Below are 14,176 nucleotides of genomic sequence, written 5' to 3'. Positions count from 1 at the left end.
AGGGCGCTGCGAGGAGGTTGTTGATGCAGAAAAAAACGAACATAAAGCGCGCGGCACGGAGCGCATTCACGCTGGTCGAGGTTATCGTGATTGTGACGATTCTTGGTGTGATTGCAGCGGTTGTTGCAACACGTCTGACCGGTGCTATCGGCAAGAGCAAGGCAAAGATGGCAGCAGCGAATGCAGCATCGCTTTATAGCGCGCTCGAACAGTTTGAGATCGATCATGGCGAGCTTGAGTCCGGTGACACAATCGACATTCTGTGGGATCGTCCCGGCGATGTCGCCGAAGCTGACTGGGAGCCGTACGTCAAGAACGCTGAAGCGCTGCTTGATCCGTGGGGGAACAAATATGTGCTCCAGGTGCCCGGCAACAAGAACCCGTATGACTTTGACGTGATCAGCTATGGCGCGGATGGCCAGCCCGGCGGCGAGGGTGACAGCACGGATATTGTCAGGTGACACGTGCTCCGCGCCAGGCGTTCACACTCGTGGAAGTGATCGTGGTTGTCTCCATGCTCGCGATCATTGCGGGCTTTATTACGCCCCGACTTATGCGACGCTCCGATGCGCCAGCACAGGATACCGTGGAGATGGTGAGGGTGTTTCTTTCGTCGGTAGCCGCTCGTGATGCAGCGACGAGTGCGCCGATTGCCATTGAGTACAATGCCGATGCGCACACGCTGGGTCTGCTGATCGAGAACGATAACCCTGAGATTCGATCGTTCTGGAAGCGTGACACAATCACACCGAGGGTTGATCTTGGTGCGGTGAATCTGACCGCTGCAATCGCTGATGGTGGCTTGCTCGGACGTGATGGATGGCGGTTTGAGCTTGCGCAAGCTGAACGCCGGGCCCGTCTTGAGTTCGAGCTTGAAAGTCGCTCGTCTGGCAGAAGATGGGTTGTTTCTCTTGAGCCGATGGCAATGCGAGCCGCGTCCTCGACATCAAATGAAGTGCCAACATCAGTTGATGTGATCGATCTTGATGACACAGCACGGGGGAACTGGGTGTGGTGAGTCACGCAGCGCCAACGTCCCGTACTGGCATCATCCTTGCTGAGGCGATTGCTGGCACTGTTGTGCTCGCGATTGTGCTTGTGATATCGCTTGGAATCACTGGGCGTGCGCTCCGAGCGCAGGCGACCGGTGAGCGGACCCAGACTGCGGCGATGCTTCTCGATGGCAAGCTCAACGAAGTGCTGATGCTGGGGCCGGAGGGATACCTTGCTGAGAACAAACTTGAGGGCACGTTTGCTGCGCCGTTCGACAACTTCTGGTTTGACTTGTCCATCAAAGGTGGTCGATCGGGAGATCCGTACGACGTATCTGTGACGGTGTACTGGACCTCGCGCAACCGAACACGTTCCGAGACTGTCGGCACGATGATCGCGCCGCATCTTGGCGATGATCCCACTCCTGAACGCAAGCCTGAGGAAACACTGGACCGAGAGTTGTGATTTTATCTACGCACAATGTGAACGTTACTCGCCGCTTCGACGGTAGTTGCCACATGCGCCGTGGATTGACACTTGTTGAACTGATCGTCGGGATTGTGGTCTTGAGCCTTGTGGTTTCGATGGTTGCATCATCTATTTCATCCATCGGGCGTGCGAGAACAATCGCAGTCGCACGGGCCGACGCGTTTGCGCAGGCGCGCGTCGCAGTTGACCGGATCGCGGCGGCGGTCGTGCAGATTGCGCGAGATCAGGATCTTCAGCAGGCACGATTCCTGCTGACATCTGAGCAGAACGGCGCGAACTCGGCTGACGAGTTGATGATGCTGATCCGTTCGATGCAGCCGGTCCGAGGCGAGTACGGCGAGCCGGAGGGGGCGGATCGAGAGGTCCAGTTCAGGATCGGTGACGCAGGTGGGAGACCGACATACGGCAAGGGGGCGGAATCGATTCTGTGGGAGCGGACCGACCCCGCGCTCGATCAATATCTTGATGGAGGTGGAATCGCAGTGGCAGTGGCAAGCGGGATTGAATCTCTCTCTATTGAAGCCTTTGACGGTGAATCATGGATGCAGACATGGGACAGCGATCGTGATGGTCTGCCGTGGGGAGTTCGGATCAACGTGACAGCACACGACACTCGACATCGTGTGCGCGCATATGGGCACAGGTTGATTGCGATCGATCGTGTTGCAACACCATGGCCTCCAGCCGAGGAGGAAGACGAAGGCGAGGAGGGCGCATGAAACGTGTTTGCTCCTCTTCTTCGCTGCGCTCTCAACGCGGATTCGCGCTGCTGATGGCACTCTGGGTTGCTGTGCTCGCCGTAGCGATTCTTGTTGTTGTGCAGGCGTACGGGAATAGACAAGCGGGAGCGGGTCAGGAGGCGCTTGCAAAGGTGCGAGCTTACTGGGCTGCGCGGGCCGGTGTTGAAGCAACGCTTGCACGACTGGCATGGAACACGGAATCCCCCGATCTTGCGGATGCGTTCCGCGTAATGGATGATATGGTGGATGTTGCAGAGGGGGATCTTGGTGATGCGACCTATGTTGTGTCGCACGCGCATCTGCGGGAAGAAAAGGATGTACTTGGACCTATCGACGCACATGCGATGCTCAACATCGGTCGCACCAGCGGTGAACAACTCCTGAATATCCCATTGATGACGGAAGATGTCATCGCGGGCATCACTGACTGGATGGATGATGATGATGACGTCACGGTGGGAGGTGCGGAGATATCGCAGTACCTGTCCAATCCACGCCCGTATGGGCCAAGGAATGCGATGTTCCGTTCGCTCGCGGAAATGGAACTCGTCAACTATGCGGAGCAGGATCTAATACGTGGCGAAGACTGGAACATGAACTTCAGACTTGATCCTGAAGAGAATGATCGTGACTTTGCCTGGCCTGGGGACAACGGCGATGGGGTTCTTGACCTTGGGTGGGCGCAGTATCTGACGACCGCGAGTGTTGATTCCTGGCTCTCGGTTGAGGGCGAGGAAAGGCTCATTCTGACCGATGCGAGTGCATCCGAGATCTCATCGCGGATAGAGGTGAGCGCGGAGCAGGCGGACGTGATTGCGAAACATGTCGAAAGCGCGCAGACGCTCGGCGATTTTATCCGCACGCCACTGAACGAACTTCAGGATCCCGAAACCAATCAGCCCATTAATGCCGATGTTGAGCCGCTGACAACCGACCAACTTGTGAAGCTTCTCGATGAGACTACTCTGGCAGACATCCCCGCTGGTGCGGTGCCGGGCAAGCTGAACATCAACACAGCAGATGAAGAGGTGCTTGAGTTGATTATGGACTCGACGGCTGTCTCCCGGGTTGTGGCTGCTCGCGACTCAAGAGTGGGATCGGGAGGGTGGACATCGATTGTCGATGTGATGGAAGTGGACGGGTTCGGTCGCGATGTTGTGGCGAATCTGTATGAAATTGCGGATATTCGGTCAAACGTGTATATCGTGCCCGTTGTTGGCAGGGACAAAAAATCGGGGATCAAGGTTGAAATGATTGCGACGCTGGATCGTTCCACCCTGCCGGTTGTCATAAGGGAGCTCCGTGTCCGATGAGTGAGGCCCGTCAACCAGAGTCTGTCGCTGCGCGTTCCGGTCAATGGACTGGATCGGTTGCTGTTGTCTGTTCGGCTCCGGGCAACCGTGTGCGTGTGGACGTGTTCAAAGGAGACGGCGTGGGCATCCGTCTCGCAGACTCAGTCGATCTTCCAGTCGACTCTGGATCCGTTCAGAGCACAATCCGCAGACTGCGTGCCGATCAGGTTGTGGCAGTTGTGCCGTCCGGACAGAGTATCTGTCGCGTTGTACCACTTCCCGAAGGGGTTGGTGGTGCCGAGGCACTTTCTTCATTGTCATTGCTTGCTGAGGCTCAGCTTCCGTCTCGTGTTCCCGATCATCGCAGAGCAGTTGGGTTGTTCCCATCACAGACACAATCGGTGTCGGGTCTGTTAACGGGCTGGATCCCCGGCCGCGAGAGCACCATCGAGCGACTTTCTGATCACAAATGGCATTGGGTCAGTGAGCCGTCATGTGCAGCTGCGCTCGCAGGTATTGGTTCATCCGGTGTTGTGGTTGTCACGGACAAGCACGCGGGAACGATCACAGGTGCTGCGTGCGGCACTGGTCATGGGATGGTGCGGTCTCGCGTTGATACATCCGGCGATGCATCACGGATTGCTTCCTTGCTGCATGAGCTTGTGCATGGTACTGACACTGCACATACTGATATTGAATCCCTTGCGCAGCGAGCCGCAAGCGGAAAGTCCTGTGTTGCAAGTTCGCAGACGCGAAGTTCCATCGGACGTGTTTTCAGCGGTGCAACTATTGATGACGCGTGGTTTGAGAAGCATGGAGTTTCTGCGGGTGCAGCAATCATCGCGCTCGATGCAAGATGTGAAGTTTCATCATTGTGTGCAATCCGTGCGGAGCCTGTGGTAGAAAAGCTTGGCACGCTGGATCGTGTGAAAGCATCGCTGTCCAATCCTCGATCGGCGTGGGTTGCAGCGGTTGTGTGCGGGTTGATTGCGTTGATCGCGCCACTCGGGTTTGCCTATGCGAGAACACTCGTACTTGAGAAACAGCTTGAGGATGCATCGATCCCCGAGGACAGGTTTTCTTCATTGTCTGACGAGGCAGCGGTGTACGACCATCTCCGCACCGCTCGCTGGCCCATGACGCGGCTGATGTCGATCGTCTCGCGGGCCGCACCGGTTGGCATTACAGTTTCGTCGATTCGACTCTCGCCGGATGTTGGCTTGCGTGTTTCGGGTCAAGCCCAGAGCGCAGCGTTGATCAATGACTTCGTCCAGAACTTGAACACATCCAAAGTGTTCGAGCGTGCTCGTTCATCGTCGATCGACGCAACAGATGATCGCGGGATCGTCTTTGAACTCTCCGCACAAGTTGGATCTGACCCGCATCGGGAGGTTCCGAAGGACTTTCCGGATTACGCTGAAGAAACGCTCGCTGTGCGTTTGTATGGTGAGGGTGCATCAAACACGCGCTGGACTGGTGGTGGTTCATCTTCGAGCAGCGGACGGACAAGCAACAGAACGTCATCAAGACCGTCGCGTGAGACGCTTGCGAACGCAGGCAATGAGTCTCGCGCGACAACCGATCGTGCATCGGAACGTCCCGAGCGAGGAGGTGAGGCTGGTGTAGCACCTGCGCCTCCAGCACTCAGCGAAGCAGATATCTCGGCGATGGACAATAACACTGCCCGCGCAGCATTTGCAGCGAGACAGGGATACATAGGCCAGAATAGATCAACAATGGATGAGGAAACAAAGCAGCGATTGGAAAGCGAAGTGAATCAGCTTCGAGACCATCTTCGTGCATTGCGAGGTGGTGAATGAGCAGGATTATCTCACTCTATCGCGGTCTGTCTCGCCCACTGCAGTGGGCGGCGATTGGTCTGCTTGTACTTGGGGCGTACTTTGCTGTCGCTGAGCCAGCGATTATCAAGACATCGCAGTTCAATGAAAAGGCGGACGAACTTTCACAGCAACTGGACACGGCGCGTGCGCGCCGTGATCGATCTGTGCAGTTGTCGCGTGCGATCAAGGGTGGACAGGAGCGGTATGGCAAGGTACTCCCTCCCGGCGAGAATCCTGATGAACGGATGCAGATCTTTGCCACCATGGTCGGCGACGTGCTGAAGGAGCATGGCATTGACGAATATCGACTTGAAACGCGTCCTGCTGTGCAGATATCACAAGGCGTACTTCGCCAGGCGTTCTCCCGCAACGGGAAGTCTGTGATGCGTGCTGTCAGTGATTGTCGTTTCAGCGCATCTCCTGAGACCGTGAGTGCGGTGCTTTCCGCGCTTGAGCAGAGCCCCGCAGTTGGGAGCGTGTCGAACGTGCAGGTTCGCAGGTCTGACGCGTTACGCGGCGAGTCGCAGGCAAGAGAGTTAACCGTTGACCTTGCTATCGAGGCGTGGGTGCTTGATGTCGATGCTGGAAGACGCGGAGGTGGCGCGTGAGTACACCCGCGAAGACAAGAATCCAGTTGCCGGGGCTGATTGCAATCGGCATGATTGTGATCGCAAGTATTGCTGTTATCTCTGGGGCCATCCCGGTAGTGCGTGCTCTGCTTGATAGTGGAACTGGTGTTGATGCAGAGATTGCAACGTCGAACGATGCCTCGGTTGATCTAACGCCGCTGGTTGCACAGATTGACGGTCGAACCGCATTCTTCGTGCCGGATGCTCCACCACCACCTCCTGCGCCTGATCCGGCGCCGGTAGTGAAGCGTGACGATGGGCCACCGCCTCCACCCTCGCATTATGGGGGGCCGAAAATCGTTGCGATGATCGATGGCAAGGTGTGGCTCGACAATGGAGATCACTTAAAAGTTGGAGAAGAGGGAGGGGGTGTTGCCATCAAGCGCATCAATGCTCCCTGGAGCGCCACCGTTGAGTGGAAAGATGTCGAGTTTGATGTGCCGCTGTTCGATCGCGACAAGATTGTGATACCAAAGACAAATGAATCATCGCAGGGTGCGGTGACTTCTCAGCGGGAGGGTGAACCTTCCGTCGAGGGAGGAGCATGATGCCAGTATCTACCCCAGTTTCCTTCGCTCTGGCTCGCCGGGCAATCATGCCGACGCTCTTCACTGCATTGTGCTGTGGCACTGTGCAGCCAGTGTTTGCGCAGGAGACGCAGCAGAGTATGCAACCCGTGCGCCGTGTTGATGATGGCGAACCCACCGTGCTCGCATTCAAGGAAGTTCCGGTTTCCGATCTCCTGCCATTTATCGTTGAGGCAACCGGCAAGGTTGTTGTATTGCCAACAACCAATATGCTCAAGAGCACCAAGGTCACTGTTCTTAGTGATCAGGAAATCACACGATCACGTGCGCTCGATCTTGTGTTTCTGACGCTGAATCAAGCCGGTGTTGCTGTGGTTGAAACCGAGGACACGATTATCCTGCGCGACATAAACGAAATAGATCGCCAGGATGTTCCTGTTATTCCAGCAAGTGAATCGGTGCTCAATCGCACCGATCACGGTGTGACAGCACAGAAGGTGTACACGCTGTACAACTCGACAGCGAAGGAACTCGGCGATGTGCTGAAGGACAACATCCCGACGTACGCGAAGATGGCGGTTGACGAGGAATCGAACCAGATCGCTATCATGGGCAATATTGCACTGTTGCAGCGGATGGAGCGACTCATTACATCACTTGACCAGAGCAAGGCAGGTGCACTACGCACGCAGACCTTCCCTCTCAGGTATGCGGATGCGGAGCAGATCTCGCAGAATATCGAGGATCTCTATTCGGGCGAAGGAAGTGGCGGGAACAGCAACAACAATAACAACCGCCGTCCACCGTGGATGGGTGGAAACGACGAGGAATCATCGTCGCAAGCTTCAGAGAATCTTCGTGTTACCGCGAACACACAACAGAACTCGGTTACTGTTGTCGCTGAGCCGGGCATCCTTTCGCAGGTGCGCGAGCTTATTCAGGAGCATTGGGACCTGCCTCTCAAAGAGAACGCGGTGCTTCCCAAGGTGTACAACCTGAAGAACTCGGATGCTGTGAAAGTTCGCGATCTTCTTGAAAACCTCTTTGGTGAAAGTTCAGTTGCTTCGGGAGGAAGCACTGGCGGGAACAACAACAATCGTGGCAACGGCGGGTTCGGAAATCGTGGCGGGAACCAGAACAACACCGCACCACAAGCGGGTTTAGGCGCAGGCAGGCTTGCTGGGCAGTTCTCGTTTGAGGTGATTCCGGATTCAAACCAGCTTGTCGTTGTTGCCAAGACGCCAGATAATCTTGCGTACATCGACAAGATCATTGAGGATCTCGACAAGCCACAGACATCGGGCTTGCCGGTCATTATCGAGTTGAAGCATGCCTCGGCAGAAGAACTCGCAGAGCAACTCAATGCGCTGCTTGCGCTCGAAGGAACGCTCGCGCAGATTGTTCGGCAGGAAACCGGATTGAGTGAGGGAGAGGGCTCCGGTGTCAGCCCGTTTGCAACAACAACAATTAATCAGAACGGGCAGAACAACAACGATCCAGTGACAGGTGACATCATGCAGTTCTGGTGGCAGCGATCGCAGCCGCCGACGGATGAAAGCCCGTCATCCAATCTTGTCGGACGTATACGTATCGTTCCGGTCTGGCGACAGAATGCTGTGATGGTGCTGAGTCCGCCAGAGTATCGTGCATCGATGAGCGAACTGATCGCAAGTCTTGACAGGCCCGGACGTCAGGTGTTGATCAAAGCGATTATTTGTGAGGTCGCAACCGAAGACGCGACGGCGCTCGGGCTCCGGTGGTCAAGCAGTCCTCTCTCGCCATCGTTCCCCGACACGGCGATTGGACTCGGTCTCGGTGCAACGGGTTCCGCGACGAATATCGCCAGCAGCCTGTTCAACACCTCCACGCTTGATGCAAGTGTAGATGTGAACTTCCTCCTGCAGGCGCTTGCACAGAAGACCGCAGTCAACGTGCTATCAGAGCCGCGCATCTTCACAAGTGATAATCAGGAGGCCGAGTTCTTCGACGGGCAGGATATCCCGTTCGTTACCGACAGCCAGGTGACAAATCAGGGAAATCAGGTGCAGAGCTTTGATTACCGAGCGGTCGGCATCCAGCTTCGTGCGAGACCGCGCATCACTGTCAAGGGCGAGGTTGATCTTCGTGTCAATGTTGAACTCAGTTCTATTGTTCAGGGCGAAACGCTCTTTGGCGGATTCATCGTCGATCGCCGTGAGACAACAACTCAACTCGTGGTAAACAACGGACAGACAGTTGTTATCTCGGGTATCTTCAGATCCGAAGATGTTGATATTGTGCGCAAGCTGCCATTTATTGGTGACTTGCCATTGATTGGTTCGTTGTTCCGTTCAACCGAGAAAACAACCGCAAACACGGAACTGATGGTATTTATCACGCCCGTGGTCATTGGGAGCACTGAAGATCTCGACAGCGCAAACGCGAACGAGCATGCGTGGCTTGCTGAGCAGCAGAAGCATCATGCCGGATCTGAGTTCAGACGGATTGATCAGATTAACTCCATGAACTCATCGTGGGATCAGTCGCGCGAAACACCATCAGAGCCTGAATCCGACACCGGAGCAAACATCATCTATGAACCAGATCCCGAGCCGGAGCAGAACTGATGCGCGGGATGGGACATGTTCTCTGCTACGTAGCTTGTGCGTCTTTGCTCACCGGGTGCGTCGTCGAGCAGAAAGTTCCACGGGGCAATGCTGGTGTGCCGGTCAGACCTGGATCTGCACAGCCGACACGTACCAATATCAACAACGGCTCAAGAGCAGCAGCAAACGCGGAACTGCCGAATGGTCCTGTCGCGTCCCCCGCAGACTCGCGGAGTCTGAACACGAGTGTTCGTGTTGAAGTCCTGCCCGTTGGTTCGGTAACGTACGACGGTTCGGTGCTTCCATTGGTTTCACCCGATGGCAGATATCTTGCTTCACGACAGGGTGCATCTGCAGACTGGGATACGCTCGCGGCGACGCCCGACGCAACTGTGCCGTTCGGCTCGTACATCGAAACATACCAGATCATGCTGCCATCGGAGAATAGCGGTAATGCATCTGTTGTGCGGGTTGAGCACTCATCCGATCAACCAGATGGTTTACTACTCGGACGCGGCTGCAACATGCATGGATTTCTTGTTGAATCTCCACGAGTTGATGGTGCGCGGTGGATTGGATTGTGCAACTGGGCGACCGGACACATCGACTGGCTTGTTGCTGGCGATGCTGTCAATGCGCATGCAGTGTTTACCGTTGACTGCAAACTGCTGTTTACACGCAGACCGATCGATGGCTCAGTTGGTGCGAGTTTGGTGCTTCGCGCGCTGGATGGTTCAGGTACAGAAGAAATCGTCGAACCTCCCGCGGGCATGTCGTTTGCCATGCCGATGACAACACCCGACAATGCGATGTTGTACTCATTGCTTGTCGGCGACTCGCTGGAAGTTGTCGGTGTATCGCGTGCCCGTCGAGGTGGCGTTGAGAGCACCGATTACCGGCTTGGTCGTGTTGTATCCCGGAAGTCGATGTCAACACGATCATCGCTCGTCTATGCATATCTCGCGGGTTCGGTCGGGTCATCTGTTGTACCTGATACTGAAGAACATGCAAACGTCAATATGCAGTTTGCGAATCTCCCTCTTGTCATGCACACAGGCTCAGCTCGATTGTCTTTGTATGAGCCTCGTCGAGCGCAGTTCACGCTCATGCCTTCCGGCACACAGACAGGAACTCGGATTGATGATGGCAACGCTCATGGGTACCTGCTCAGCAGCACCGAAGGTCTGGTCTTCGTGTCTGACAGCAGCATCGAATCCGCGCATGGAGCACTATCCGAGTACGCAAGAGTACTGCAGGAACCGGTTGTGGTGCGGCCGACCTCTGACCCGGCAAGGCCGTATATCCTCATTGGTCCGAATCTTCGGGACCCTCTGACACTGACAGTATCGGTGATGGCTGTTCTGCCCTAAGCCATGGAGTTGGATCGTCAAGCAGTTCCGCCTGCTTGGATTTGACAAGCTTGCCAGTTGTGATTGCACACATAATCATCGCAAGGACAACACTCCCGCGGATGATGTGGTGCCTTGCATTCGGTCTGTTCAAGAGAGCATACGTGCATACAAACAGGAGAAACAGGAGCGAGAACGGCTCGACGTATCGCTGCCAGACCTGAAAGCTTGCGGTCATTGCTGCTGCGTATGCGATGAATGCACCCGCAAGAATCCATCGCTCCGTTGTGCCGACAATCGAGAGCCAGCATATGAGTGCGAATGACCCCGCAATAGCGAGCGGCACGATGAGCATGGAACGATTCGCAGGCGCCGGAAGTTTTTCTGCAATGTTCCAGATGCCGGAGAATCGACCTGCGTTCTCGCTGTAACTGGTTGGAGCGACAACAGCAACCACAACAGCGACACAGAACAGGAACGCCAGCGGTGTCCGATGGTTTGTAGCGATCGCCTTCAGTTGGGGCCACAGCACCGGTGCAAATGGGATACTGAACAGCGCGACAACAGCAAGCATGAATGCCAATGCGCTCGGATTGAGTCCGCTGTTGTGGTAGTTAACGAAGGTTGGCGGCGTGAGATGACCGTTCCATACATGTTTGAACCAAAGCAATGCACCAAAGGCCGGAGCCGATGCTGCGATGGCAAGTATCGCGTGTGTGATGCGTCTGCCCGCGTGATTAAGTGGTGGGGCCATGCTTTGCAGCGCATTTGTTGGTGTGCTAACCGGTGCTGCGTGCATCCACGCGCTTGCCCACACACAGGCAGCAACCCAGATGTGGATCTGTCGGACACACACAAGCAGCACAAGCACAGTCGATGCAAATACAAGTCTATGAACAAGTTTGAGATCGCTCAGGGCAAGCATGATCACACATGCAACACCCAGCCAGCCTGCATTGTCGGGGAGCAACCAAGCCGCGCTCGAGACGACATAGAGTGAAGATGCAAACGGAAGCGAGAGCCAGATCGCAGCGGACACATCGGTTCGCTTTGTAATCCAGCGGGCACACAGGAGCACCAGCACAACTGAGAAAACCAGCCCCGTGAGTCTCAGTGCTGTCTTCGAATCGGAGAGTGTGCGTGCGACGCCAGCAAGGGCGAGGTGATATCCGGGAGTGGTTGCAGAGAGATAATCAGAAACATCGGGTTCGGGGAGTTGCGAGGCAAAAGTTCGGATTGCCGGTTCGTGATAGTTGATCTGATCAAAGGCTCCACGCCCGTTCAAGTTGCCAGTCACAATCAGAGCCAGTGAAACCATTGCGAGCAGCATTGCTGGAAGCGCGATCATCAAGTATTGATGGAATGATCGTTGTTCGCATTGGCCCGTGGTTGCGTGCATTGTGCGTAGTATCGGCTTGTGGAGGGCGAGGTTCGGAGTGAGTGGGTGATTATGAAAAAGCAACAGTGGTGGATCGGGCTTCTGTAAAGAAACGGAGCGCTTCGATGCCTCCTTCGCGACCAATACCGGACGCTTTCATGCCACCGAACGGGGTTCGAAGATCACGCACCATCCAGCAGTTGATCCACGCGATACCGGCATGCAGCAGGTCGGCGACACGGTGAGCCCGATTGATGTTCTCGGTGAACACAACGCTTGCGAGCCCGTACTTTGTGCCGTTGGCGAGTGCTATAGCCTCATCCTCTGTTGCGAACGGTGTGATGGAAACAACGGGACCGAAGATCTCTTCCTGCTCGACATCACAGTCCGACACGAGCCCCGTGATCACGGTCGGTTGATAGAAAAAGCCATCGCGCACGCGTTCTGGCAGGTTGTTCGGTCGTGCACCTCCGCAGTGAATCTTCCCGCCAAGTGCGTGTGCGCTGTCCACGATGCGTTCAATCTTTGCACGATGGTCGGCCGAGATCAGCGCGCCCATCCGTGTTTTGTGATCGAGTGGATCACCGGGTGCATACGTATGTGCTCGCTCGGCGATTCCTCGTACAACTTTTTCAAAGATTGATTCATGCGCATAGATGCGTGATCCACAGAGACAGATCTCGCCCTGATTTGTGAACGCTGCGCGTGTCGCCGTATCAATGGCTTTATCTACATCCGCATCTTCGAAGATCAGAAACGGGTTTTTGCCGCCAAGTTCGAGACTCATTCGCTTGAACATCGGACCCGCAACAGAAGCAATCCGTGCGCCGGTCGCTGTGCCACCTGTGAACGAGATCGATGGGACACTTGGATGTGAGATAATGGGCTCGCCTGCATCCTTGCCATATCCGTGGATGATGTTGAGCACGCCAGCAGGAAACCCGACATCGATCGCAAGTTTGCCGAGTTCGCAGGCGGTTGCTGGCGAAAGTTCGCTCGGCTTTGCAACAACAGTGCATCCTGCAGCAAGTGCGGGAGCGATCTTCCATGTGAACAGGTAGAGCGGAAGGTTCCACGGGCTGATACATCCAGCAACGCCTCGCGGCACGTGTTTGACATACGTCATCGACGCACCGGAACCAACTGCAGGAGCATCTGTGTGATAGACGTGGTCTGTATCATGAAGGATAGCTGTCGCAAAGAATCTCAAATTTGCAGCAGCTCGCGGTATATCGACAGTTCGTGCAAAGGTGATCGTTTGGCCCTGATCAATTGCTTCGACGCTGGCTAGTCGCTCACAGTGATCGTCGATCTCGTGCGCGAGTTTTAGCAGGAGTTCGGAACGTCGCGCAGCCGGTGTATGCGACCACTGGTTAAAGGCGTTTGATGCGGCATCGACCGCGCAGTCAACATCAGCTTTGTTTGATGCGGCTATCTGAGCGTGGGCCTTGCTTGTGGCAGGCTCGATGGAGTCAATCCATTCTCCCGATTCACCAGGTACGAGCTTTCCATCAATGAGATTGAGTATGCGTTGCATGTCACCCCACAGGTTAGAGTGTGCCCAGCCTGCCGCCATCAACAGGTAGGTTGATGCCATTGATGTACCCGGCTGCTGGTGACGCGAGGAAAGCAACTGCATCTCCCAGTTCGGATGCAAGCCCGAGGCGTTTCGCCGGAATGGTTGCCAGCGCGTTTGCCTTGATCACATCCGGCGTTGTGCTTTGGCGCTTTGCGTTCGCTTCGAACAGCGAGCTGAGGCGTACCGTATCAGTGAATCCTGGAAGCACATTGTTGACTGTGATGCCAAACCCGCCGAGTTCAGTTGCGAGTGTCTTTGCCCACGATGCGACTGCACCACGGATCGTATTGGAAACGCCAAGGTTGGGGATCGGCTGCTTCACACTTGTCGAGATGATGTTGATGATGCGTCCGTAGTTTGCCGCCTTCATGCTGGGCACAAACGCTTGCATCAGATGATGGTTGCAGACCACATGCTGTGAGAACCCGTTGATGAGTGCCTGCACATCTGCATCAAGCAATGGTCCGCTTGGTGGGCCACCGGTGTTGTTAACAAGGATGTGTACGGGTGATGCCGACGCAATCTTCTGCGCAACATTGCGCACCGATTCAGGATCTGTGAAGTCTGCGGTTGCGACATGGTGACTCTGATCGCCTTCCTGATGCAGTTCAGATTTGACAAGATTGAGCGAATCGGTATTCCGTGAGAGCAGAGTGATATTGGCTCCACATTGCGCGAGGCTGATCGCTGCTGCTTTGCCAATGCCCTGCGATGAGCCGCAAACCACCGCGTGCTTGCCGTGAAGATCCAGATTCATGTGTTGCTCCATGTATG

General features: G+C 55.5%; 13 protein-coding genes. 10 read left to right on the top strand and 3 right to left on the bottom strand.

The genetic code is table 11. The features are described from left to right. Positions 1–23 precede the first annotated feature (23 nt). Genes gspG through H6815_13250 form a run of 10 tightly spaced genes read left to right on the top strand, consistent with a single transcriptional unit; the run spans position 24 to position 10,466 of the window. Positions 24–461: a type II secretion system major pseudopilin GspG gene (gene gspG, locus H6815_13295; protein MCB9861414.1), complete on the top strand. Its 438-nt coding sequence runs from the start codon at positions 24–26 to the stop codon at positions 459–461. Continuing rightward, a complete protein-coding gene (locus H6815_13290) occupies positions 458–1,018 on the top strand; it encodes a type II secretion system protein (protein ID MCB9861413.1) in 561 nt (186 codons plus the stop codon). The genes gspG and H6815_13290 overlap by 4 nt, the downstream gene beginning before the upstream one ends. Continuing rightward, positions 1,015–1,458 carry a hypothetical protein gene (locus H6815_13285; protein ID MCB9861412.1) on the top strand — a complete coding sequence of 148 codons (444 nt, stop codon included), beginning with the start codon at positions 1,015–1,017 and terminating at the stop codon, positions 1,456–1,458. The genes H6815_13290 and H6815_13285 overlap by 4 nt, the downstream gene beginning before the upstream one ends. Positions 1,459–1,511: 53 nt before the next feature. Next, on the top strand, positions 1,512–2,201 hold the full coding sequence (locus tag H6815_13280; GenBank protein MCB9861411.1) for a prepilin-type N-terminal cleavage/methylation domain-containing protein: 690 nt from the start codon (positions 1,512–1,514) through the stop codon (positions 2,199–2,201). Then, the gene (locus H6815_13275) at positions 2,198–3,535 is read left to right on the top strand and encodes a general secretion pathway protein GspK (GenBank protein ID MCB9861410.1); all 1,338 of its coding nucleotides are present in this window, start codon (positions 2,198–2,200) and stop codon (positions 3,533–3,535) included. The genes H6815_13280 and H6815_13275 overlap by 4 nt, the downstream gene beginning before the upstream one ends. Beyond that, positions 3,532–5,334: a PilN domain-containing protein gene (locus H6815_13270; GenBank protein ID MCB9861409.1), complete on the top strand. Its 1,803-nt coding sequence runs from the start codon at positions 3,532–3,534 to the stop codon at positions 5,332–5,334. The genes H6815_13275 and H6815_13270 overlap by 4 nt, the downstream gene beginning before the upstream one ends. Continuing rightward, positions 5,331–5,963: a hypothetical protein gene (locus H6815_13265; GenBank protein MCB9861408.1), complete on the top strand. Its 633-nt coding sequence runs from the start codon at positions 5,331–5,333 to the stop codon at positions 5,961–5,963. The genes H6815_13270 and H6815_13265 overlap by 4 nt, the downstream gene beginning before the upstream one ends. Continuing rightward, positions 5,960–6,532 (top strand): hypothetical protein, encoded by a 573-nt coding sequence (locus H6815_13260; protein ID MCB9861407.1) that lies wholly within the window; start codon positions 5,960–5,962, stop codon positions 6,530–6,532. The genes H6815_13265 and H6815_13260 overlap by 4 nt, the downstream gene beginning before the upstream one ends. Beyond that, entirely contained in the window at positions 6,532–9,117 is a 2,586-nt protein-coding gene (locus H6815_13255) for a hypothetical protein (protein ID MCB9861406.1), read from the top strand. The genes H6815_13260 and H6815_13255 overlap by 1 nt, the downstream gene beginning before the upstream one ends. Beyond that, positions 9,117–10,466: a hypothetical protein gene (locus H6815_13250; GenBank protein ID MCB9861405.1), complete on the top strand. Its 1,350-nt coding sequence runs from the start codon at positions 9,117–9,119 to the stop codon at positions 10,464–10,466. The genes H6815_13255 and H6815_13250 overlap by 1 nt, the downstream gene beginning before the upstream one ends. Here the strand turns inward: H6815_13250 and H6815_13245 are convergent. Genes H6815_13245 through H6815_13235 form a run of 3 tightly spaced genes read right to left on the bottom strand, consistent with a single transcriptional unit; the run spans position 10,402 to position 14,159 of the window. Next, positions 10,402–11,844 carry a hypothetical protein gene (locus H6815_13245; GenBank protein ID MCB9861404.1) on the bottom strand — a complete coding sequence of 481 codons (1,443 nt, stop codon included), beginning with the start codon at positions 11,842–11,844 and terminating at the stop codon, positions 10,402–10,404. The genes H6815_13250 and H6815_13245 overlap by 65 nt on opposite strands. Before the next feature lie 49 nt (positions 11,845–11,893). After that, positions 11,894–13,360 (bottom strand): aldehyde dehydrogenase, encoded by a 1,467-nt coding sequence (locus H6815_13240; protein ID MCB9861403.1) that lies wholly within the window; start codon positions 13,358–13,360, stop codon positions 11,894–11,896. Positions 13,361–13,373: 13 nt separating this feature from the next. Continuing rightward, positions 13,374–14,159 (bottom strand): SDR family oxidoreductase, encoded by a 786-nt coding sequence (locus H6815_13235; protein MCB9861402.1) that lies wholly within the window; start codon positions 14,157–14,159, stop codon positions 13,374–13,376. Positions 14,160–14,176 lie beyond the last annotated feature (17 nt).

Source organism: Phycisphaeraceae bacterium (assembly GCA_020639155.1).
In the GTDB taxonomy this organism is placed as follows: Bacteria; Planctomycetota; Phycisphaerae; order Phycisphaerales; family UBA1924; genus JACKHF01.
This window is presented reverse-complemented; position numbering and strand designations above follow the sequence as displayed.